A 21,141-nucleotide genomic window follows, 5' to 3' on the forward strand; every position below is an offset into this window, starting at 1 on the left:
CTCCGTCCGGGTCGTTCGCGACCGACCCGCCGCTGACCGCGCGCCAGGCCGAGCGGCGCCGGCGGATCCTCCGCACCGCCACCGTCCTGGCCGCCCGCGGCGGGTACGAGGCGGTGCAGATGCGCGAGGTCGCGGAGGGCGCGCAGGTCGCGCTCGGCACCCTGTACCGGTACTTCCCGTCCAAGGTGCACTTGCTGGTGGCGGTGATGCTGGAACAGCTCCAGGGCCTCCAGGAGCAGGTCAGGCGCCATCCGCCGGGGGAGCGGGAGCCGGCGCCGCGGGTCGCCGAGACGCTCACCCGGGCGTTCCACGCGCTCCAGCGCGAGCCGCTGCTGGCCGAGGCGATGGTCCGGGCGCTCTCCTTCGCCGACCGCTCGGTGAGCGCCGAGGTGGACCTCGTGAGCTCGGCCACCGGGCAGTTGATCCTGGACGCGATCGGCCAGTCCGGCCCGCCCACCGAGAGCCAGCGTGCCGCCGTCCGGGTGATCGAGCACACCTGGCACTCGGCCCTGGTGTCGTGGCTGTCCGGCCGGGCCTCGATCGCGGAGGTCCGCGCCGACCTGCACACGGCGGCGCGGCTGCTCACCCTGCCCTGAGGGGGCGCGTGGGGGCCGGGCCGCGCTCCGTCGGGGCGGCCCCGCGCCGGTTCGGGGCCGGGCCCGCACGCCGTTCCTCCACCGCGCCTCCCCCGGCCCTCCGTCACCTCTTCCCGGGGTCTCCCCGCTGGGCACCGCCCGGCACCGGCCCCCGACGGGGCCCGGGTAGGGCCTCGAACGCCCCCACGGCCGCGGCCGGCCCGACGCGCCGGACCGCGCGGAGCCGCGAGTGGAACGTGTTCTCGACCACGTCGGTCCGACGGGCCCCGCGCGGCGGCTAGAGTCGACGCGCAGGACAACTCCATCCCGCTTCTCCCCCGGGGAAAGCCGGTGCGAATCCGGCACTGACCCGCAACCGTGAGCCCGGCGCCGGACGGCCGGGCGAGTCGGAGTGCCCGGGGCGAAGCGAGCGGCCAGTCCGGGCAGGAGCAGCGCCCGGCACCGTCGAGGACTACGGATCGGCCCACGGGCCACCACACCGCTCACCGAAAGGCTCAACCGACCATGCTCACCGCCGCCCGCCTGGGCGCCGCCGCCCTGACCGCTGCGCTGCTGACCGGCACCGCCGCCGCACCGGCCCTCGCCGACAGCCCCTCCCCGAGCGCCGCCCCCGCCGCCCCCGCCGCCCCCGAAGGCCTGTACGGCAAGGGCGACCCGACCTACGACGGGGTGTGGCGGCAGTCGCTCGCCCTCACCGCCCTGGCCGGTGCCAAGGTGACGCCCGCCGACTCGGCCGTCTCCTGGCTCACCGGCCAGCAGTGCGCGGACGGCGGCTGGCCGTCGTTCCGGGCCGACACCGCGGCCGCGTGCGACGCCAAGACCGAGGACAGCAACGCGACCGCCGTCGCCGTCCAGGCCCTGATCGCGCTCGGCGGGCACCAGGACGCCGTCGACAAGGGCGTCCAGTGGCTCAAGGCCAACCAGAACGCGGACGGCAGCTGGGCCTACAACCCCGGCAGCCCCGGCGACGCCGACTCCACCGGCCTGGCCGTGAACGCCCTGTTCGCCGCCAAGGCCGACCCGGCCGGCGTCGCCAAGGCGGGCAAGAACGCCTTCGACGGGCTGGCGCTCTTCCAGCTCGGCTGTGCCGCCCCCGCCGACCAGCGCGGCGCCTTCGCGTACCAGCCCAAGCCGGACGGGGCGCTCGGGGCGAACGCGCTCGCCACCGGCCAGGCCGCGCTGGCCGCGGCCGGCGGGAAGCTGCCGGTCACCAACACCAACCGGACCGACGCCGCGCCCAAGGCCCTGTCGTGCACCGACGGTTCGGCCGCGACGCCGGCTTCGGGTCAGGGGTCGGCTCCGGCGGGGGCGCCGGTCGCGCACGCCGACTCCGCCGAGGCGGTCGGCGCCTACCTGACCGCGCAGCTCGCGGCGGGCGGACAGCACCTCGTGCTGACCACGCCGGGTGCCCCGCCGGCCCCCGACTACACGGCCACCGCCTGGGCCGCGCTCGGCCTGATCCAGGGCGGCCACCCGCAGCAGGCCGCCGGCGCGGTGGACTGGCTCGCCAAGGAGGGCGGCACCTGGACCAAGGGCGGCACCGACGCCGCCGCCACCGCCACGCTGCTGATGGTCGCCCAGGCCGCCCAGCGCGACCCGGCCTCGTTCGGCGGCGACCTGGTCGCGCAGCTGACCGCCCTCGGCCCGGCGCCCAAGGCGACCTCGGCCGCCCCGACCGCTGCGGCGTCGTCGGCTCCGGCCAAGGAGGAGAAGAAGGACGGCGGCATCGGGCAGTGGTGGCTGATCGGCGTCGGCCTGCTGATCGGCATCGGCGGCGGCCTGGTGCTCAGCCTCCAGCGCAAGCGCGGCCCGAAGCTGTGACCGGCCCCGCCACCCCCGGGCCGGACGCCGCGGCCGGCCCGGGCGTCGCGTCCGGTCCGGGCGTCGCGTCCGGTCCGGCTGCAGCGTCCCGCCCGGTGGTGGCGGGTGAGCTGTCGGCGCCCGACGGGCAGCGGCGCTGCCGGCGGGTGACGCCCGCGGTCGTCCGGTTCGCCGCCGGAGTGCTCACCGGGCTGCTCATCCTGCTGGTGCTCGCCGCGGCCCCGGCCCAGGCGGCCGGGGCTCGGGCTGCCGGGGCTCGGGCGGCAGCGGCTCAGGCAGCAGCGGCTCAGGCAGCAGCGGCTCAGGCGGCCGGGGCCGGATACCGGTACTGGTCGTTCTGGAAGTGGTCCGACGGCGCCTGGGCGTACCAGCAGCAGGGCCCGGCCGTGTACGTGCCGCAGGACGGCGGCACGGACGGGTGGCGCTTCGCGGTCAGCCCGGACGGCGGCCGGGACGCCGCCCGGCCCGGCGGCCCCGGGGACTTCGCCACGATCTGCGGCGGCACGCCGGAACGGTCCGGGCGCAAGCGGGTCGCCGTGGTCCTGGACTTCGGCACCGCCGCGGACGCCGCCGGCGAGACCCCGCCCGAGCCCCGGACGGCGTGCGCCGTCGTCCCCGCCGACGCCAGCTCGGCAGAGGTGCTGGCCACCGTCGCCCCGCCCCTGCGGTACGACACCAACGGCCTGCTCTGCGCCATCGCCGGCTACCCGAAGTCCGGTTGCGGCGACCGGCTCGGCGCGGCCGACAAGCCCACCGCACAGGCCGCCGGCGGCAGCGGCACGGGGAGCGGAGGCGGGACCGCGGCCGGTGGCGGGGGTGGCGGTGCCGGCCCCGACATCGGCCTGATCGCCGGCGCCGCGCTGGTGGCCGTCCTGGCCACGGGCGCGGTCGTGCAGGCCCGCCGCCGGCGCTGAGCGGCGCCCGCTGCCCCACCCCTGGAGCGTCCCCTGGAGCAGGAAGTCGGGCCGCCCGACTTCCTGCTCCGAAACGGCACCGCCCGCACCGGCCGCAGCCCCGCCCGCACCCGTCCCCCACCGCACCGGCCCCAGCCCCGCACGTACCCGACCCTGGACCGCTCTCCCGTGACCGAACCCCGCGTCTCCGGCCCGCCCCGCGCCACCCGACGCCCGCCCGCAGGCCCCCGCCAACTGCACCCCGGGGCCTGGTGGCTGTGGGCGCTCGGCCTGGGCGCGGCCGCCACCCGGACCACCAACCCGCTCCTGCTGCTCCTGCTCGCCGCCGTCGCCGGCTACGTCGTGGCGGCCCGGCGCGGCGATGCGCCGTGGTCGCGCTCCTACGGCGCGTTCCTCCGGCTCGGCCTGGTGGTGCTCGGCATCCGCCTGGTCTTCGCCGTGCTGCTCGGCTCGCCGGTTCCCGGCACGCACGTCCTCCTCACCCTCCCCGAGGTACCGCTGCCCGACTGGGCCCAGGGCGTGCGCATCGGCGGCCGGGTCACCCTGGAGGGCCTGCTCGCCGCGCTCTACGACGGCCTGCGGCTGGCCACCCTGCTGGTCTGCGTCGGCGCCGCCAACGCCCTCGCCAGCCCGGCGCGGCTGCTGCGCACGCTCCCCGGCGCGCTCTACGAGGCGGGCGTGGCCGTCGTGGTCGCGATGACCTTCGCGCCCAACCTGGTCGCCGACGTCCGGCGGCTGCGCGCCGCCCGCCGCCTGCGCGGCCGCACCGACCGCGGCATCGCCGCCGTGCTGAGCGTCGGACTTCCCGTCCTGGAGGGCGCGTTGGAGCGTTCGGTGGCGCTCGCCGCCGCCATGGACACCCGCGGCTTCGGCCGCACCGCCGACGTCCCGCGGAGCCTGGCCCGCACCACCGCCCTACTCACCCTGGCCGGCCTGCTGGGGATCTGCCTCGCCGCGTACGGGCTGCTCACGGCCGGCGGTGCCGGCTGGGCGGTGCCGGTCCTGCTGCTCGGCCTGGCCGCCGCCTCCGCCGGCCTGCTGCTCGGCAGCCGCCGTTCGGTCCGGACCCGCTACCGCCCCGATCCGTGGGCGCTGCCCGAGTGGCTGACCGCCGGATCCGGCGCCGCGGTGGCCGCGTCGACGATCTGGCTCGCCGGCGTCGACCCGGCCGCCTTCGCCCCCACCGTCGTGCCGCCGACCGCCCCCGCCCTGCCCCTGGCCGCCGTCCTCGCCGTCCTGACCGGCCTCGTCCCGGCGTTCGCCGCCCCGCATCCGCCCCGGAGGGTTTCGTGATCACCTTCGAGCAGGTCTCCGTGCAGTACTCCGACGCCGCCGCCCCGGCGCTCAGCGGCGTCGACCTGACCGTGCCCGAGGGCGAACTCTGCCTGGTGGTGGGCCCGTCCGGCTCCGGCAAGTCGACGCTGCTGGGCACGGTGAGCGGCCTCGTCCCGCACTTCACCGGCGGCGTGCTGCACGGTCGGGTGACCGTCGGCGGCCGCGACACCCGGGAGCACCGGCCGCGCGAACTCGCCGACCTGGTCGGCACCGTGGGCCAGGACCCGCTCGCGCACTTCGTCACCGACACGGTCGAGGACGAACTGGCCTACGGCATGGAGTCGTTGGGACTGGCACCGGACGTGATGCGGCGGCGGGTCGAGGAGACGCTGGACCTGCTCGGCCTCGCCGACCTGCGCGACCGCGCGCTCACCTCCCTCTCCGGCGGCCAGCAGCAGCGCGTGGCCATCGGCTCGGTGCTCACCGCCCACCCGCGGGTGCTGGTCCTCGACGAGCCCACGTCCGCGCTCGACCCGGGCGCGGCCGAGGAGGTGCTGGCCGTGCTGCAGCGACTGGTCCACGACCTCGGCACCACCGTGCTGATGGCCGAGCACCGGCTGGAGCGGGTGGTCCAGTACGCCGACCAGGTCCTGCTGCTGACCCCCGGCGAGCCGCCCGTCCTCGGCGAGCCCGCCGCGGTGATGGCCCACTCCCCCGTCCACCCGCCGGTCGTCGGCCTCGGCCGGCTGGCCGGCTGGCGTCCGCTGCCGCTCTCGGTCCGCGACGCCCGCCGCAAGGCCGCCGCGCTGCGGACGCGTCTCGACGGCCTGCAGCCGGGCGCCGTGCCGTCGACCACCGGTGCACCCGTGGCGGAGGCCGAACGCCTGGTCGTCAGGCGCGGCCCGGTGCCGGCCCTGCGGGGCGTGGACCTCGCCCTCCACCCGGGGGAGATCACGGCGCTCATGGGGCGCAACGGCGCCGGCAAGTCCACCCTGCTCGGCACGCTCGTCGGCCTGCACGCCCCGGCGTCCGGCAGCGTCCGGGTCGGCGGCCGCACGCCGCACCGCACCCGGCCCGCCGAACTGATCCGCCGGGTCGGCCTCGTCCCCCAGGACCCGCGCGACCTGCTGTACGGGGAGAGCGTCGTCGCCGAGTGCGCCGCCGCCGACACCGATGCGGGCGCCGCCCCGGGCACCTGTCGCGCCCTGGTCGAGCGGCTGCTGCCCGGCGTCCCCGACGCCGCGCACCCCCGCGACCTCTCCGAGGGGCAGCGGCTCACCCTCGCGCTCGCCGTCGTGCTCACCGCGCGCCCGCCGGTGGTGCTGCTGGACGAGCCGACCCGCGGTCTGGACTACGCCGCCAAGGCCCGGCTGGTCGAGATCCTGCGCACGCTCGCCGCCGAGGGCCACACCGTCCTGCTCGCCACCCACGACGTCGAGCTGGCCGCCGAACTCGCCCACCGCACGGTCATCATGGCGGACGGCGAGATCGTCGCGGACGGCCCGACGCCGGAGGTGGTGGTCTCCTCCCCGGCCTTCGCACCGCAGGTCGCCAAGGTGCTCGCCCCGGGCCCGTGGCTCACCGTGCACCAGGTCGAGCGGGCCCTGGCGGAGGTCGAGCCGTCGTGACCGCCGCCGACCACCCGAAGGACGCCCCCGGTGCGGACGACATCGCCGCCACCCGCCGCCGGCTCGCCCGACCCGTCCCGCTCGGCCGCCGCTCGATCGCCGTGCTGGCGCTCACCTCGCTGGTCGGCGTGGCCGGCTTCGGCTGGCCGCTGCTCGCCGCCACCGACTCCGCGCTGGTCGGCCACGCGACCGACGCCCCGTGGCTGTTCGCCCTCCTGCTGCCCCTCCTGCTCGCCGTCGTCGTCGCCCAGATCTCCGAGGGGCGCTCGGCGGGCGGCGGCGCGCCCGGCCTGGACGCCAAGTCGGTGGCCCTGCTCGGGGTCCTCGCCGCCGCAGGTGCCGCACTGCGGCCGCTCGGCGCCGGGACGGCCGGGCTGGAGCCGATGTTCTTCCTGATGGTGCTGGCCGGGCGGGTGCTGGGGCCGGGCTTCGGCTTCGTCCTCGGCTCGCTGTCGATGTTCGCGTCCGCCCTGCTGACCGGCGGGGTCGGGCCGTGGCTGCCGTTCCAGATGCTCGCCATGGGCTGGGTCTGCCTCGGCGCGGGCCTGCTGCCCGGCGCCGCCACCCTGCGCGGCCGCGGCGAGCTCGTCATGCTCGCGGCGTACGGGGCCGTGGCCTCGCTCCTCTACGGCACGATCATGAACCTCCAGGGCTGGCCCTACATCGCGGGCCTGGCCGGTTCGATCTCGTTCGTCCCGGGCGACCCGGTGAGTGCCAACCTGGTCCGGTTCACGGCCTACTGCCTGGCCACCTCGCTCGGTTGGGACCTGCCCCGGGCGGCGCTCACCGTCGTCCTCTGCCTCACCCTGGGCACCTCCGTCCTGCGCGCCCTGCGCCGGGCGACCCGCCGCGCCGCCTTCAACGCCCCGGCGACCTTCGACCCGCCGGAGGCGTGAGGGGGCTCTCCCGTCGGCCGGAGGGCCCCCGGTTCGCTGCCTGAACCCGCTACCGGACCGCCGAGTTCAGCAGGCTCGCGAGCGAACGGTTGACCTGCCGGGTTGCACTCACCGAACCATGGCGAGGAAGGACTCGTCCGGCGACACCGCCGATCGGCACGGCAGGACAGTCGGGGACCTTCTCCTGCTTCTTCAGTTCGTCTTCGAGCTCCTTGATCAGCGCACTCGTCTTCCGGTGCAGCCTGGAGAACCGCGCGATCAGGTAGCGCTGCCGAAGGTCCAGTGGCCCGGCGCTCTCTCTCATTTCGCGCAGGATCGACTGGAACTCCAGGTCGAAGAAGAGATTGAGATTGCGGAGCCCCTCCCTGAACTTGGCCCGATGGAATTCACACCTCTGGGCGTCGCCGGACTGCCGCCCCTCCATGTGCTCCTGTAACGCCAGGAGTCTCTTGACGGACTCCGCCAGGAACTCCGCGAGGTGCGCCTTGGCCTGCCGCTCTGCGGTGAGGCTCTCGAGCAGTTCCTGCGCCGAGGCCGGCGAGTACCCCGGGCCGCTGTGCGTGACGGCATCGAGAAGCTGCCCGATTCGGGAGTTCCGCGGCATGGACCAGCTGTCCGCGGTGTCGACTTCGTAGCCGGGCCCACGCCTTGCCAGGGCATCGGAGAGTTTCGCAGCCATTTCACGCACCACCTTCGGATACCGTCGATGTGGACAGGCTTTCGGGGGCCTCTGCCGCAGGCTTTCGCCCGCGCGACGTCCTCGTGGCCTGACGGGGGGTCCTGGCAGGAGTGTCGCCGTCCAGCTGGCTGGCGGCTGCCACCTGCGGACCCATGCGCTGCCACTGTTCGAGGATGGCCGGCGCGCCCGCTCCGGCCATCAGTGCGCCCAACGTCCCGAGCGGACCTGACGCAGCCAGCCCCCACGCGACGATGGCGCCGAGGATGATGCGGATCAGTTCGCCGGTGAGATATATCCCGAAGGTGGGCCCGTTCTTGACGTGCCAAGGCCACTGTCGCCTGGTCTGGAGGTGGCGGTAGAGGGAGACGAGGAAGATCAGCCCACCGCCCACAGCTCCACACAGGAAGCTCTGCCAGTGTGGCATGGCGCTCCTTCACTCGGCCCGGCCGACTCAAGGGGGCCGGAGCCCCGGGACAACTCCTGACTGCCAGTCAGACCTACCCAGTGTAGTGAGGCCGAACGCCCGGTGCTGGCCGAACGAGTGATCGGCGCCGACCGGCGCCCCTACGGCGCTACCCCCCGCACGCCGGACACACCCTTCCGGCCATGGCCACCGGCCGCCCGCAGAGGCCGTCCCGCCCGGGACACTCATGGCCGACGGCGCTCGGTACCTGCGCGGCGGCAACGGGCTCGCGCCTCGGGCTCGGCGGCACCGCCGCCAGCCTCGCCGAGACGATCGCCCCGACGCTGTGGGTGATCCTCTCCGGCAGTGGCGCGGCCAGGATGCTCGTGAGCGCGTCCGCGGTCCAGCCACCCGCGAGCAGGCCCTCCACCCGGGTGGCCTGATCACTCAACGGCTTGCCGGCCAGGGCGAACCGAGGGTTGCGGCAGCCGAGTTCGAGCAACAGTGCCATGCCCTCCGTCGTGCGCGACGGGCGAGGCGGCGCGACCTTCACCGTCGGCTCCTCGGACGGAGGGACGGAAGGTTCTTCCGCATCCTTCACCGCTTCCTTTACGGAGGGGCTTCCCGCGATCCCGCCGCCCGAGGGACCAGCTCCGGGCCGACCGGCGGCCGGGGGTACGGGAAGCGGCGGCATTGCGTGAACGGCTTTGCCCGTCACGGGCACCTCGTGGACGGAGACCACCGTTCGGACCTGGCCGGTGACCGGGTCGCGGTGCGTCCGGCGAATGTAGTGCCCGGCCTCCTCCAGCTCACGCAGCGCGCGGGCCACGGTCGCGCGCCCTTCCACGCTCTTCGCGGCGAGCGTGCGGACGTCCTCGCGGGAGCCGTCGGGCAGGCTGAGCAGGTAGCCGAGCAGCCCGCGTGCGGCCCAACTCAGCGAGTGCTTCCGGACGACATGCCCGTTGTCGAGGATCGTGTACCCGGGCGCATGCCGGGGGATACGATGAATGTGCATTCGGGAGTCTCGTTCCTGGTGCCATACCCCGGGGTGTTCCAGCACCGCCGGGGCTCATTGTTCGTCGAACACGGGGCACCCTTCCGAGCACCCGCGCCGCAATCGTCACCGTAATGCCGCAGCCGGGCACTCAATTCCCTTTCGTGTCACCCGATCGGGCGGCGCAAGCGCACCCCACCCGGCGCGCACCCCGAACCCGAGCGGCGCACCCCGGCCGACAGCCCGGGGTGCGCCCTTATCAGCTGGTCAGCCGACGATATGACCCGGCTCGTCGAGCCACACCCGGTGTTCGCCCGCGACGGTGACCGTCAGGCCGAAGCGGGTCAGTCCGAGTGAGCCCTGGCGCCGCCACCAGGCGTGGGCCGCCGTCAGCTCGTCCCACAGGTTGCGAGGCCCGGACTGGGAGACGGCGTGTTTACCGTCCCAGTCGGCGAGGCGGCAGTGGGCGTACGACCCGCCGTCCCAGACCTCGAAACGCCCGGTGCCGAACCGGTCGTAGCCGGCCCACACCTCCTGCCGAAACAGTCCCGGCGACCGCAGTCCGATCGCGAACGCGGCGTCGGTGTAGTCGGCGACGGCAGCAGGATCGAGCTACGCGTGATGCTCTACGGCCATGGCAAGCGCGGCACGGACGGCCCGATTCTCGTCTTCGACAAGGGCACCGAGGCCGGCACTCCCTACTGGCAGTACTTCGCCGATCAGCTCGCGTGGATGCTCCGGCTGGCCTCCGCCGACGAAATCCCCGAGCCCTGGCGCTCCAAAGCCATCCACATCCGCGAGTACGGCCGGAACTGACACCGGCGCGCCCCGGACAGGTCCCGGGGCGCGCCGGGTGAAGGGGGGGCGGCTCTGGATCAGGGGATGATCGGGTTGCGGACTGCGTCGCTGCGGTGACGGCGAGGTTGAACTGACGGGTGGTGCCGCCCCAGCTGTTCCGGTAGTCGAAGTGCCCGATGTAACCGGTGACCTGCTCGATGGCCAGGCCGGTCTCCTCCGCCGTCTCCCGGTGAAGGGCGGAACTTGGACCGGCCGGGATCTGCGTGAACACTGTCGTAGCCGGAGCCATCCAGGTCGAGGCGGAGAACGACCTGCCCGCCCACCGCCGCGCACGCCCGGAGGGCCAGATCCGCCGCCAGTGCGTCCGGCGCCGGGGGCGGCCCGAGGATGTCGCCGCCGCGGTCGCTTCCCCGCCGGTCCCAGCACGTCCTTCATCACCGGCCAGTCGTTGCACGTCGACGGAGGCTGGCTCCTCCACTGACCGGCCCGTCCCACCGAACAGGAGACAGACCACCATGCAGCACCGCGTCCGCGCCGTCCTCCTCACCCCGAACAACACCATGCTGCTGATCAAGCGCATCCGCCCCGGCATCGACCCGTACTGCGTGATCGTCGGCGGCAAGATCGAACCGACCGACGCCAGCCCCGAGGACGCCGTGCGGCGTGAGGTCCGTGAGGAGATGGCCGGCGAAGCCGAGATCGTCAGGGTCCTTCACACCATCGAGACCTCCGACGAACGCCAGGACTTCTACCTCGCCACCATCGAGAAGTGGAGCTTCGAGGACCGCACCGGCCCCGAGTTCAGCCAGGAGGGCCGCGGCGAATACCTCCTGGAGGAGATCCCCCTCACCGCCGACGCCCTCGACGCGGTCAACCTGCTGCCCCAGGAGATCGCGGCCGTCCTGCGAAACGCCGTCGAGCGCGGGGAACTCCTCGCCGCCAGGTAACCGCAAGGGGTGGCCGGGTCGGTGAACCGGCCCGGCCACCCGGGAGCACGCGCCACCCACACCGACCAGCGCATATGGCCTCGCCGGAGACGGGTGCTGAATGTGATCAGGGGCGCGTGTGACAACGCGCCTTGTGCGCCTGGTCGTTGTGGTAAGTAGCCCTCAATTGGACGCCGCCACTGACACCTGCGCGGCCCGACTCTCGGAGCGCCGAGAGGCGAGCCGCGCCGCGCAGCTTCCGGGGGGGGGCGGCTCTGGGTCAGGGGGCGATCAGGTTGCGGACTGCGTCGCTGACCTCGGGAAGGTCCGCCGGGAGTGCCCACTGGTAGGCGTCGTGTTCGGTGAGGACGACCGGTTCGGTCCTCTCCACGGTGACGGCGAAGTTGAACTGGCGGGTGATGCCGCCCCGGCTGTTCCGGTAGTCGAAGTGCCCGATGTAGCGGGTGACCTGCTCGATGGCCAGGCCGGTTTCCTCCGCCGTCTCCCGGTGAAGGACGTCCAGGACGGTTTCCCCGGTTTCGACCGTTCCGGAGGGGATCTCCCACATCCCGCCCATGTAGTCGTCGGGGTTGCGACGCACGAGCAGGACCCGGCCGTCGTAATTGATCACGGCGCCGACGACGAGGCTGGTGATGCCAGCGGCTTCGGCGTCGGCCGCCAGGCCGGCCACGAACTCGGGGGAGGTGACGGTCACAGCAGCTCCTCGTGATGGTCGCTGATCTCGATGGCCGCGCGGATGTCGCTCGGCCACTTCCAGATCCTGGTCACGATGCCAGAGCGAGAAGCTTGATCGTGCCGGTCGTCGGGCCGCCCCTTCCTCGAACCGACGCCGGCGCGCCCCGGACGGGTGTCCGGGCGCGCCGGGTGGGTGGAGCCTCAGGCCTTGGGGCCGGCGGACTGGACGACCTCGAAGGACCACAGGGTGGAGCCGGACGCGGCGGGCCGCTTGGGCGCCTCGCCCTCGGCGGCCGGCGGGCCCTGGCGGTGAGCCGCCTGCATGGGGCCCTCCATCCAGGCCTTGAAGTCCTCCTCGCTGCGCCAGCGGGTGTAGACCAGGTACTGGTCCGTCCCCTCGACCGGACGCAGCAGCTCGAACCACTCGAAGCCGTCCGAGTTCTCGACGGCCCCGGCCCGCGACGCGAACCGCTTCTCCAGCTCCGCCCGCTGCTCGGCCGGAACGGTCAGTACGTTGATCTTCACGACGGACACGACGCGCCTCCTCATCCACCGGGGCTCGGCGAATCCCGGTTCTGTTCGTGCGAGCAGTCTCCTACACCTGACGCCGGCGACCGTGGGACGTCTCCACTTCGGAGCTGCGTGACGTCTCAAAGCGCTGGTCACCGCGATGGGACGAGATCTGCTCCGTCCCACGGGATCGAACTTCGGCGATCCGTCCGGATCGGGCACCTAGGCTGGGCCACCGCCCGGCGTCGACCGGGCCCCGCCGGGCGCGACGCATCGAGCCGCACCGGCCGAACCCCAGCCCCAGAACCGAGGAGCGATCCGCCATGCCCTTGAGCCGGAGCGGAAGGACTGCCCGCGGCCGAACGTCCGGCCGCGCGCCGGGCGCCGTCGGCCCGGGCACCGGGCTGCTCGCGACGTTCGCCGCCCTCGCCGCCCTCACCACGCTGAGCGGCTGCGCCGGCGGCCCGCCCGCGGCGGCGCCGATCGTCGTGCCGCCGACCACACCGGTGGCGACACCGTCGGCGGGCACCGGCGTGGACGATCTCCATCTTCCCATTGAACAGTACATGCTGACGCCCTATCAGTCGGTGCAGTTCGAATGGGTCCGCAAGGCGGCCACCGGCGCCTGCATGAAGCGGTACGGGCTGGACTACCCCGTGCCCGCCAAGCCGGGGCCGGGCGACACGGCAGTCCGCACCTACGCCCCGATGAACCGCCGCTACGGCATCACCGACCCGGACGCCGCCGCCCACTGGGGCTACCACGTCCCCCTGACCGCCTCCGCACCCACCGCGGCCGAGCAGCCGGTCGCGCTGGCCGCACTGCCCGTAGCCGCGCGGACCGTTCTGCTCGGCGTGGACCCGGAGCACGGCACCCGGGCGACCTCGTACCAGGGCAAGCCGCTGCCCGAAGGGGGTTGCTTCGCGGAGCTCGACCGGATCATGCCGGGCGCGGCCGGCGGCCCGCAGGGGCCCGGCAACGGCCCGCAGGGCACGGTGACCGAGATCAAGTCGGGGAGCTTCACCGAGTCGAAGTCCGCTCCGGAGGTGGCCGCGGCAACCGCCGCCTGGACCGGCTGCATGAAGGAGCACGGCTTCGACCTGCCGGATCCGCTGCAGGCGCCCGCCGCCGTGCCGTCGATGAAGGACCCGGCACCGGGTCAGGGCGAGATCGCCCAGGCGGTGGCGGACGTCGACTGCAAGCGCCGCACCAACCTGATCGGCGTCTGGTTCGCCACCGAGTCGACCCTGCAGAACGCCGCGATCGGTCGGCACGCGAAGGACCTGGCGACCGTCAAAGCGGCGCTCGACTCCGAGGTCCGCTCGCTCGGGCGGCTGCTCGACCACGACTGGTCCTCCGCCGCGCCGCCCGCCCTCTGACCACCTCTCCCCGCCCGCGGACCGGTTCCGCGGGCCGCCCGACACCACCACCGAGTGAAGGAGCCACACACCGATGAAGCTCAAGTCCGCAGGCCGCCGCCTGGCCACCGGCGCGGCAGCCCTCGCCGTCGCCGGCACCACCATGCTCACCGGCGCGGGCCCGGCCAACGCCGACAGCGTCACCTGGATCAACGGGTGGAGCACCTGGTCCTCGCCGGTCCGCTGCCAGGACAGCAACGGCGCCAGCGTCACCTTCTGCATCTACTACTCGCCGAGCGCCGAAGGCGCGATGACGATGGAGTACGGCCTCCAGGACGGCGAGATCTCCGAGACCTTCTGGAAGAAGGACCAGTACGGTTCGGCCGGCTACGGCCAGAAGGTGCGCAACAACGCCGCATCCGTCGAGAACGCCAGCAGCGGGACCATCGGCGTCTGGGTCTACCCGTGGTTCTACGGCGACGCCAACTACGTCCCGGCCGGCCGCGGCGGCAGCCTGACCTCGAACCTGCGCAACAACGAGGCCTCCTGGGGCATGGTCGACTACCTGAACCGCGGCGGTCACGTCCGCCTCGACTGAGGTCGGCCGAGCGGTACCCGGCACCTGCACCCCGACCGCCCGCACCGCGGCACCCTGCCGCGGTGCGGGCGGTCGCACTCCCGGCGCTCCCCGGAGCGCGAGTCCCGCCAGCGGCGACGCCTCGGCCGCAATCCGGTGCATCCGACGCCAAATTGACGGTGCGTCATGCTGTGCAACACCGCGCCAGCCGGGTTTTAAAGCTTACGCAATGAGGAGCAGCCCCCGTCCGCAGTAGCCTGTGGCCGGGGGGACTGGACTCATGGACGACGTACTCGGCGAACTGCTCGGCTCGCTCCGTCTGGAGGGGGCGTTCCACACCCACTGGCGCGTTCGGGCGCCCTGGGGGATCCGCGGCCCGGCGGAGAACTGCGCCGTGCTCCACTACATCGTCGAGGGCTCGTGCTGGGCGACGCTCGCCGACGAGGTCGAACTGCCGGGCGCCGCACTCCACCTGCGCAGCTCGGTGCTGCGCGAGGGCGATCTGGCGATCTTCCCGTGGGGAGCTCCGCACGCGCTGAGCGACCGGCCCGGACGGGAGGCCGTGCCGCTGCCGACCGTCCTGGCCGGCCGGACGGCCGAGCGCCCCGTGGCGGCCCACGCGGCCCCCGCTCCGGTGCCGCCCGGGACGTCCGAGGGGTTCGGGGTGGTACGGCTGCCCGGTCCCGGACCGGAGACCCGGATGCTCTGCGGCGGCCTGTCCTACAACTCCGTCGGCGAGTCCGCGCTGTACCGAGCGCTGCCGCCGATGATCGTGCTGGACCGCAGCCTCGTCCGACGGCAGCCGCTGCTGCACCACACGTTGGACGCGCTGTCCGCGGAGCCCGACGGGGACCCCGGCGAGCGCCGGTTGATCAGCGTGCGGGGCTTCGAGACCGCTCTGGTGCTGGCCCTCGGCCTGGCACTGCGCGGCGAGGCGGCGAAGCGCCTGGCCGAGGACTATCCGGCGATGCGGGCGCTCAACCACCCCGGCATCAGCCGGGCGCTGCTCGCCGTATACGGCCGGTTCGAGGAGCCGTGGACGGTCGAACGGCTGGCCCGCGAGGCGCGGATGTCCCGGACGGCGTTCACCGCGGCCTTCCGCGATCTGGTCGGCGAGAGCCCCGGCCGGCACCTGACCGCCCGCCGGATGAGGGAGGCGGCCCGCCTGCTCACGGAGACGGACCGGGCCCTGTCCGTCATTCCGGAGGCGGTCGGCTACCGCAGCAGCGTCGGCTTCCACCTCGCCTTCCGCAAGTGGTTCGGGATGCCGCCGGGCGAGTACCGGGACAGTCGCCCCGGCCACCACGGCCCCGGCCTCCACGGCCCGACGGTCCGCGCGGTGTCCTGACCGAGGGCCGCGGACCGTCCCGAGCGCCGCACACCGTCCCGGCTCCCGCCCGGGCTCCGATCCCGTGCAGGCACGGTGCAGGACTCATGCCCAGCCGGCGGAGGGCCGCCCGGAGGGGAACGGCCACGGGCCCCCAGCAGCCGAGTGCTCGGGGCCCGCGGCGCTTCACGGCACCGCTCTGCGCCTCAGCGCGCCGCCCAGACCTGCCAGTCGCGGGCGGCGATCCAATCGACCGCCGGGGTCAGCCGGATGCCCAACGCCGACTCCACCGCCGCCGGGTCGGACTCCAGCAGGCCGGCCCCCTCCTCGGTGGCGACCCAGCGGTAGGTGCCGGCGATCCCGGCCGCGGTCTCCGGTCCGAAGGCCTGGGCCAGCCCGGCCTCGAACTGCTCGGGCGGAAGCGGGATGTAGCGGACCTCGCGGCCGAGGCCGGCGGTGAACCGCTCGGCCAGCTCGGGGCCGGTCAGCAGCTCGGCGCCGCCCAGGTCGATCGTCCTCCCCGCGAGGTCGGCGGTGGTCAGGGCGGCCACCGTGGCCTTGGCGAGGTCCTCGTGGGACAGCCAGGCGATCCGCACCGACGGCGGCACCGGGAAAGCCAGCACGCCGTCGTTGACCAGCGCGGGCCCGGCGATGGGGCTGTAGAGGTTGTCCAGGTAGATCGGCGGGCGCAGCGCGGTCGTCGGCACGCCGGACTCCAGCAGGATCTGCTCGGCCTCCCGCCGGGTCTCGAAGCCGGTGAACTCCGTGCGCTGCGCGGGGACGCGGGTGTTGCCGTTCACGACCAGCCGCTCGACGCCCTCCTCGCGGGCCGCACGGGCGACGTTCCGCGCGAAGCGCACCACCGTGTCGCGGTCGTAGACCTGGGGGATCACGACCGACGCGTGGGTGACGCCCGCGAAGGCCTTCCGCACGGAGTCCGCGTCCCCGAGGTCGCCGGTGACGACGTCCACACCGGGGACGGCCTTGTCCGCGGTCGGGGCGGTCCGGGCGAAACCGCGCACCGGCCGGCCCTGTTCGGCGAGCAGCCGGGCCACGGCACCGCCCTGGAACCCCGTCGCGCCGATGACAAGAACAGTCATTACTCGTTCCTTCCCTTCACACATTCACGGCAGAGTGAGCCGACCGACCGCGGGATCGCGTCGGGTCGCCATCGGCTCGGTTCGGTTCGGTTCGGTTTGGTACAGCTCGGTTCGGTTCGGTACAGCTCGGTTCGGTACAGCTCGGTTCGGTACAGCTCGGTTCGATTCGGTACAGCTCGACTCGGTACAGCTCGGCACAGATCACTCCGCTCGTCGGAGAGCGATCAGGCGAGCACCTCCGCGATCGCCGCCAGGAAGGCGTCGTTCTCCTCGCTGGTCCCGACCGTCACCCGCACGCCCTCGCCCGCGAACGGCCGGACGAGCACCCCGCGGTCCTCGCACGCCCGGGCGAGCTCGACCGCCCGCTCCCCGACCGGGAGCCAGACGCAGTTGGCCTGGCCTGCCGGGATCCCGGCGATCCACGCCGACAGCGCCTTGGCCACCCGGTCGCGCTCGGACACCACCAGGCCGACCCGGCGCAACATCTCCGGCTCGGCCCGCAGGGCCGCCAGCCCCGCCGCCTGGGCGAGTGCGCTGGTGGAGAACGGGGTCACCACCTTGCGGACGGCCGTCGCCACCGCCGCGCTCGCCACCAGGAAGCCGAGCCGGATCCCGGCCAGCCCCCAGGCCTTGGACAGGGTGCGCAGCACCACCACGTTGGGGCGGTGCCCGTGCTCGACGAGGGCGTCCGGCAGGGCCGGGTCGCTGACGAACTCCCGGTATGCCTCGTCCACCGCCACCACCAGGTGCGGGGGCACGGCGTCGAGGAAGTCGGCGAGCTCGGCACCGGTGAGGCCCACGCCGGTGGGGTTGTTGGGGTGGCAGAGCAGGATCATCCGGGTGGCCGGGGTCACCGCGGCGAGCATGGCGTCGAGGTCGTGCCGGTGGTCCGGGGTGCAGGGCACGGGGACGGAGCGCCCGCCGCCCCCGGCGATCAGCACGGGGTAGGCCTCGAAGGAGCGCCAGGGGTGCACCACCTCGCCGCCGCCGGCGGCCGTCGCCCGGACCAGGTGCTCGATCAGCGCGGCGGATCCGGCGCCCGTGACCAGCCGTTCCGGGGCGACCCGGTGCCTTGCGGCCAGGGCGTCGCGGAGCTCGGTCGCGGCCATGTCCGGGTAGCGGTGCACCGTGGCGGCGGCCTGCGCGACGGCTTCGGCCACGCCGGGCAGCGGGCCGAACGGGACCTCGTTGGTGCTGAGGTTGATCTTCCGCTCGGGGATCGGGTCCACCACGTAGGAGGGGACGGCGTCGAGCTCGGCCCGCGTCAGCCCGCCGCTCCCGGCTCCCCCGCTGCCGCCGGCACCCCCGGGCCCGCCGGGTCCCCCGCTCCCGCCGGGTCCCCCGCTCCCGCCGGAGCCCTCGCTCACGCCGACACCCCCGTCCGGCCCGGCACCACCGAGCGGTCCGCCGCCGAGCGGTCCGCCACCGAGCGGTCCGCCACCGAGCGGTCCGCCGCCGCCGAGCGCGGTGCGGGCACCGTGACCGCCACCGGCGCCACCGCCTCGTCGACGAAGTAGGTCGGTTCGTCGAGCGGCAGGAACGGCGTGAACGGCGGCACCTCCTCCCGGGCGAGCCGCAGCTCCAGCAGCCCCGGCAGGCCGGTCCCGTCGGGGGCCGCGGCGCTGCGGGCCGCGTACTCGGCCAGGGCCCGGTCGAGCTCCTCCCGGCTGTCGACGCTCGCCACCCAGAGGCGGTCCGGGCCGCCGAGGCCGCGCGCCACCGTGGCGATGTCCACCGGCGCGTAGCGCACCGACTCGATCCGGGACTCGAAGTAGGTCTGCTGCCTGGTCACGCACATGCCGTGCATGGCGTTGTTGAACACCACGTACAGGACGGGCAGCCGCAGGTCGACCGCGGTGTGCACCTCCAGGCCGTTCATCAGGAACGCGCCGTCGCCGAGGATCACCACGGTGCGGGCGCCGGCGGCGGAGCCCAGTTGGGCACCGACGGCCGCGCCGAGGCTGTAGCCCATGCCGCCCGCACCGAGCGCGATGGTCGAGCTGGTCCCGTCGGGCACGTCGCTGAGGTGGATCGCGGCGGACGCGCAGTTGCCCGCGTCCAGCACCAGGTGGCCCTCGGCGGGGAGCCAGGCGGTCAGCGCGGCGATCGCCTCGCTCTGCAGCAGGCCGCCACCGACCGGCGCCGGGTCGAGCCCGGGTGCCAGCCGCGGGCGGAACCTCGTCCGCCGGTAGCCCGCCAACTCCTCCGCCTGGAAGGGCTCCTTGCGCAGCAGCTCGAGGAGCCGCCGCGCCGCCGCGCCGGCGTCCGCCCGCACCACCAGCCCGGGTGAGGCCGCACGGGACGCCTCCCCGGGGTCGATGTTGACCACCGCCAGGCGGTCCCCGCTCAGATCGCCGAGCGGGCCCCGGGTCATCGCGTTCAGGCCCGCGCCGACGGCCACCACGAGATCGGAGTCCCGCACCGCGGCGTGCGCGGAGGGGTGGCCCACCACACCGGCCACGCCGAGGAACAGCGGGTCGGAGTTGGAGAACTCGGCGCGCGCCGACATGGTGGTGGCAACCGGGATGCGCGCCTCCCGGACGAACTCCGCCACGGCGTCGCGGTCCGCGCTGCGGCGCACGCCGTGCCCCAGCAGTACGACCGGCCGCTGCGCCTCCCGCAGCGCGTCGAACAGGGCCCGCACCTCGTCCTCGTCCACCTCGGGCCGCTCGACCAGTTCCTCCGGCGCGGACGGCCAGTCGGCCGGCCGCTCGGGGACCGTCCGCTCGAAGACGTCCCGGGGCACCAGCAGTGCCACCGGGCCGGGGCGACCGGACAGGGCGGTGCGGGCCGCCTCCGCCAGCTCGTCCCAGAACCGCTCCGGGTCGGTCAGCGTCACGGTGCGCTTGGTGACGGCCGACAGCAGCAGCGCGGAGTCCACCGTCCGCCCGATGCCGGAGCCGTCCTGGAACGCGCCCTTGCCCGCCAGCGCCTGCGGCGGCTGTCCGACCAGCGCGAGCACCGGGACGGACTCCGCGTAGGACTCGGCCAGTCCGACCGCCAGGTTGACCAGCGCGCCGCCGGAGGTCGAGCAGCAGACGCCGAGCGTGCGGTGCACCCGGGCGTGCCCGTCGGCCATGAAGGCGGCGCCGTCCTCGCGGCGGGCCAGCACCGAGGCCAGCCGGCCGCGGCCGAGGCGGCGGATCGCGTCGTGTAGATGCTCGATGTTGGCGCCGCTGACGCCGAAGACGTACCGCACGCCCCAGTCGCGCAGCGACGTGACCAGCGCGTCGGCGACCGTGGCCGCGGTCGCCGCGGTCTCTCCCGCGCGGTCCTCCCCTGTCGCCGACCATGCCGCCGACCCGGCCCGGTCGGACGCCGCGGCGGCCCCCGGCGCCGTCGCCGTCGCCCCCGTCGTCCCCGTTGTCGTCCCCGTTGTCGTCCCCGTCGTCGTGCCCGTCGTCCTCGTCGTCCTCGTCGTTGGCCCTGCCATCTCTCCCCCTGCCTTCTCTCCCCGTTGGTCCCCCGTCAGGCCGGTCCGGCCGGCCTCCCCGTCGTTCCCGTGCACGCCGGAACAGCCGGCCGTCCCCGTGTCCCCACCGGTCCGGCCGGCCGTCCCGTTCCGCTCCGCGCCGCCCCCGGTCACGCTCCCGGCCGGGCGGCGTTCTCCGTCACCGGCCCGCGTGCCAGCGGACGGTCATGGCGCTCACCAGGTCCCCGCCGTTGGCGAAGGTCCCGAAGGCGAGGATGTCGCCGTCCTTGATCAGGCCACGGTCCAGTGCGTCCGCGACCGTCACCGGGATGGAGCCGGCGAAGAGGTTCCCGTACTTCGCCAGCGTGTCGTGCGTCCGCGCCTCCTCGATCCCGCACCGCTTGCGCCACTCGGCGAGGAAGTCCTCGTTCGGCTGGTGCGTGATCAGGTAGTCGACGTCGTCGCTGCTCAGACCGGCCTCGGCGAGGCTGGCGGCGACCGCGTCCGGCACCAGGGACATGGAGTTCTCCCGGATGGCCGCCAGCCGCTCCTTGGTGAAGTTCACCGTGATCGGCCCGCAGCCGCGCTCCCAGTAGTTGCGGAACACCCCGTCGACGAGCTCCGGTTCGAAGCGCAGCAGGCCGTAGTTCTCGCCGTGCGAGCGCTCGTAGGTGGAGAGGATGCTCGGGCGGCCGGGCGCCACCAGCGTGGCGGTGGCACCGTCGCCGAGGACCCTGGAGCGCTTGGAGCTCTGGAACTCCGGCAGCCGGGAGACGAAGTTGGTCACCGTCAGGACGATGACGTTCCGGTGGATGCCGGACTCCACGAACGCCTTGGCGGTGCGCAGCCCGGACAGCCAGGAGCAGCAGCTGGTGTCGAGCTGGAGCACGGTGGCGCGGGTGGCTCCGATCGCCGACTGTACGGCCGAGCCGATCCCGGGCCAGAACGTGTCGTTGAAGATGCAGTTGTAGATGATGAGGTCGACCTCGTCGGCGGCCAGCCCCGTGCGGTCGAGGAGCTTGGCGCAGGCCCCCGCCCCCAGCTCGGCCGAGGTCTGGTCCGGCGAGGCGAACCTGCGCTCCGCGACGCCGCGGAAGAACTCGTGGTCGCCGAGGTCGTCGTCGGCGCCCGGGCCGCCGGCGTTGGAGACCACCCGCTCGGGCAGGAAGTTCACCACGTCGATCAGCTGTGCCTGCGGGCCGGTGGTGCGGCCCTTCGGTTCCGTCGTCAT

At 74.3% G+C, this 21,141-nt stretch carries 21 protein-coding genes and 1 riboswitch; of the genes, 11 read left to right on the forward strand and 10 right to left on the reverse strand.

Going from position 1 to position 21,141, the window contains the following annotated elements; all coding sequences use genetic code 11:
* Positions 1–32: 32 nt before the first annotated feature.
* The 6 genes from MCM47_RS02935 to MCM47_RS02960 all read left to right on the forward strand — a co-directional run bounded on the left by MCM47_RS02935 (position 33) and on the right by MCM47_RS02960 (position 7,130).
* On the forward strand, positions 33–596 hold the full coding sequence (locus tag MCM47_RS02935; RefSeq protein ID WP_238741491.1) for a TetR family transcriptional regulator: 564 nt from the start codon (positions 33–35) through the stop codon (positions 594–596).
* A 326-nt stretch (positions 597–922) separates the two neighbouring features.
* A riboswitch (cobalamin riboswitch) is annotated at positions 923–987 on the forward strand.
* 113 nt (positions 988–1,100) lie between these two features.
* Positions 1,101–2,417, forward strand: a complete 1,317-nt coding sequence (locus tag MCM47_RS02940) for a prenyltransferase/squalene oxidase repeat-containing protein (RefSeq protein ID WP_238740640.1) — start codon at positions 1,101–1,103, stop codon at positions 2,415–2,417.
* A 206-nt stretch (positions 2,418–2,623) separates the two neighbouring features.
* The gene (locus MCM47_RS02945) at positions 2,624–3,331 is read left to right on the forward strand and encodes an SCO2322 family protein (protein WP_374209075.1); all 708 of its coding nucleotides are present in this window, start codon (positions 2,624–2,626) and stop codon (positions 3,329–3,331) included.
* A gap of 168 nt (positions 3,332–3,499) precedes the next feature.
* Positions 3,500–4,624: a CbiQ family ECF transporter T component gene (locus tag MCM47_RS02950; protein ID WP_374209056.1), complete on the forward strand. Its 1,125-nt coding sequence runs from the start codon at positions 3,500–3,502 to the stop codon at positions 4,622–4,624.
* Positions 4,621–6,234: an ABC transporter ATP-binding protein gene (locus MCM47_RS02955; protein WP_238740643.1), complete on the forward strand. Its 1,614-nt coding sequence runs from the start codon at positions 4,621–4,623 to the stop codon at positions 6,232–6,234. Before MCM47_RS02950 ends, MCM47_RS02955 begins: the two co-directional genes overlap by 4 nt.
* A gap of 41 nt (positions 6,235–6,275) precedes the next feature.
* Positions 6,276–7,130 (forward strand): ECF transporter S component, encoded by an 855-nt coding sequence (locus MCM47_RS02960; RefSeq protein ID WP_238741495.1) that lies wholly within the window; start codon positions 6,276–6,278, stop codon positions 7,128–7,130.
* Between the two features lie 49 nt (positions 7,131–7,179).
* On the opposite strand, the gene MCM47_RS02965 is transcribed toward MCM47_RS02960, so the two are convergent.
* From MCM47_RS02965 to MCM47_RS02980, 4 genes are all read right to left on the reverse strand, one after another.
* The gene (locus MCM47_RS02965) at positions 7,180–7,809 is read right to left on the reverse strand and encodes a hypothetical protein (protein WP_238740644.1); all 630 of its coding nucleotides are present in this window, start codon (positions 7,807–7,809) and stop codon (positions 7,180–7,182) included.
* A gap of 1 nt (position 7,810) precedes the next feature.
* Positions 7,811–8,233, reverse strand: a complete 423-nt coding sequence (locus MCM47_RS02970) for a hypothetical protein (protein WP_238740646.1) — start codon at positions 8,231–8,233, stop codon at positions 7,811–7,813.
* Between the two features lie 148 nt (positions 8,234–8,381).
* A complete protein-coding gene (locus MCM47_RS02975) occupies positions 8,382–9,272 on the reverse strand; it encodes a helix-turn-helix domain-containing protein (RefSeq protein WP_238740648.1) in 891 nt (296 codons plus the stop codon).
* A 201-nt stretch (positions 9,273–9,473) separates the two neighbouring features.
* A complete protein-coding gene (locus tag MCM47_RS02980) occupies positions 9,474–9,737 on the reverse strand; it encodes a hypothetical protein (RefSeq protein ID WP_238740650.1) in 264 nt (87 codons plus the stop codon).
* A 90-nt stretch (positions 9,738–9,827) separates the two neighbouring features.
* Between MCM47_RS02980 and MCM47_RS02985 the strand changes: the two genes are divergently transcribed.
* Both MCM47_RS02985 and MCM47_RS02990 read left to right on the forward strand, forming a co-directional pair.
* On the forward strand, positions 9,828–10,022 hold the full coding sequence (locus MCM47_RS02985; protein WP_238740652.1) for a hypothetical protein: 195 nt from the start codon (positions 9,828–9,830) through the stop codon (positions 10,020–10,022).
* Positions 10,023–10,519: 497 nt separating this feature from the next.
* Positions 10,520–10,951 carry an NUDIX domain-containing protein gene (locus MCM47_RS02990; protein ID WP_238740654.1) on the forward strand — a complete coding sequence of 144 codons (432 nt, stop codon included), beginning with the start codon at positions 10,520–10,522 and terminating at the stop codon, positions 10,949–10,951.
* A gap of 259 nt (positions 10,952–11,210) precedes the next feature.
* On the opposite strand, the gene MCM47_RS02995 is transcribed toward MCM47_RS02990, so the two are convergent.
* Both MCM47_RS02995 and MCM47_RS03000 read right to left on the reverse strand, forming a co-directional pair.
* Positions 11,211–11,645 (reverse strand): NUDIX domain-containing protein, encoded by a 435-nt coding sequence (locus tag MCM47_RS02995; protein WP_238740656.1) that lies wholly within the window; start codon positions 11,643–11,645, stop codon positions 11,211–11,213.
* A gap of 182 nt (positions 11,646–11,827) precedes the next feature.
* Positions 11,828–12,160 (reverse strand): antibiotic biosynthesis monooxygenase, encoded by a 333-nt coding sequence (locus tag MCM47_RS03000; RefSeq protein WP_238740658.1) that lies wholly within the window; start codon positions 12,158–12,160, stop codon positions 11,828–11,830.
* A 299-nt stretch (positions 12,161–12,459) separates the two neighbouring features.
* Here MCM47_RS03000 and MCM47_RS03005 point away from each other — a divergent pair, with 299 nt between their 5' ends.
* From MCM47_RS03005 to MCM47_RS03015, 3 genes are all read left to right on the forward strand, one after another.
* Positions 12,460–13,515 carry a hypothetical protein gene (locus MCM47_RS03005; protein WP_238740660.1) on the forward strand — a complete coding sequence of 352 codons (1,056 nt, stop codon included), beginning with the start codon at positions 12,460–12,462 and terminating at the stop codon, positions 13,513–13,515.
* 73 nt (positions 13,516–13,588) lie between these two features.
* Positions 13,589–14,092, forward strand: coding sequence for a hypothetical protein (locus tag MCM47_RS03010; RefSeq protein WP_238740662.1), 504 nt, complete (start codon positions 13,589–13,591; stop codon positions 14,090–14,092).
* 259 nt (positions 14,093–14,351) lie between these two features.
* Positions 14,352–15,419 carry an AraC family transcriptional regulator gene (locus MCM47_RS03015; protein ID WP_238740664.1) on the forward strand — a complete coding sequence of 356 codons (1,068 nt, stop codon included), beginning with the start codon at positions 14,352–14,354 and terminating at the stop codon, positions 15,417–15,419.
* A 185-nt stretch (positions 15,420–15,604) separates the two neighbouring features.
* Here the strand turns inward: MCM47_RS03015 and MCM47_RS03020 are convergent, their stop codons facing one another.
* The 4 genes from MCM47_RS03020 to MCM47_RS03045 form a co-directional block, all read right to left on the reverse strand.
* Complete coding sequence (locus MCM47_RS03020; protein ID WP_238740666.1) at positions 15,605–16,498, reverse strand: SDR family oxidoreductase; 894 nt, start codon at positions 16,496–16,498, stop codon at positions 15,605–15,607.
* A gap of 224 nt (positions 16,499–16,722) precedes the next feature.
* Complete coding sequence (locus MCM47_RS03030) at positions 16,723–17,766, reverse strand: histidinol-phosphate transaminase (protein ID WP_255751716.1); 1,044 nt, start codon at positions 17,764–17,766, stop codon at positions 16,723–16,725.
* 95 nt (positions 17,767–17,861) lie between these two features.
* Entirely contained in the window at positions 17,862–19,931 is a 2,070-nt protein-coding gene (locus MCM47_RS03040; protein WP_238740670.1) for a thiamine pyrophosphate-binding protein, read from the reverse strand.
* A gap of 178 nt (positions 19,932–20,109) precedes the next feature.
* On the reverse strand, positions 20,110–21,141 hold the full coding sequence (locus tag MCM47_RS03045; RefSeq protein ID WP_238740672.1) for a 3-oxoacyl-ACP synthase III family protein: 1,032 nt from the start codon (positions 21,139–21,141) through the stop codon (positions 20,110–20,112).

The sequence above is a fragment of the Kitasatospora sp. A2-31 genome (assembly GCF_022288725.1).
Lineage (GTDB): Bacteria > Actinomycetota > Actinomycetes > Streptomycetales > Streptomycetaceae > Kitasatospora.

Excerpts from the sequence above, each read along its gene's own strand:
- MCM47_RS02940 (WP_238740640.1), top strand. The coding sequence starts at position 1,101 with ATGCTCACCGCCGCCCGCCTGGGCGCCGCCGCCCTGACCGCTGCGCTG.
- MCM47_RS02965 (WP_238740644.1), bottom strand. The coding sequence starts at position 7,809 with ATGGCTGCGAAACTCTCCGATGCCCTGGCAAGGCGTGGGCCCGGCTAC.
- MCM47_RS02970 (WP_238740646.1), bottom strand. The coding sequence starts at position 8,233 with ATGCCACACTGGCAGAGCTTCCTGTGTGGAGCTGTGGGCGGTGGGCTG.
- MCM47_RS02985 (WP_238740652.1), top strand. The coding sequence starts at position 9,828 with ATGCTCTACGGCCATGGCAAGCGCGGCACGGACGGCCCGATTCTCGTC.
- MCM47_RS02990 (WP_238740654.1), top strand. The coding sequence starts at position 10,520 with ATGCAGCACCGCGTCCGCGCCGTCCTCCTCACCCCGAACAACACCATG.
- MCM47_RS03005 (WP_238740660.1), top strand. The coding sequence starts at position 12,460 with ATGCCCTTGAGCCGGAGCGGAAGGACTGCCCGCGGCCGAACGTCCGGC.
- MCM47_RS03010 (WP_238740662.1), top strand. The coding sequence starts at position 13,589 with ATGAAGCTCAAGTCCGCAGGCCGCCGCCTGGCCACCGGCGCGGCAGCC.
- MCM47_RS03015 (WP_238740664.1), top strand. The coding sequence starts at position 14,352 with ATGGACGACGTACTCGGCGAACTGCTCGGCTCGCTCCGTCTGGAGGGG.
- MCM47_RS03020 (WP_238740666.1), bottom strand. The coding sequence starts at position 16,498 with ATGACTGTTCTTGTCATCGGCGCGACGGGGTTCCAGGGCGGTGCCGTG.
- MCM47_RS03040 (WP_238740670.1), bottom strand. The coding sequence starts at position 19,931 with ATGGCAGGGCCAACGACGAGGACGACGAGGACGACGGGCACGACGACG.
- MCM47_RS03045 (WP_238740672.1), bottom strand. The coding sequence starts at position 21,141 with ATGACGACGGAACCGAAGGGCCGCACCACCGGCCCGCAGGCACAGCTG.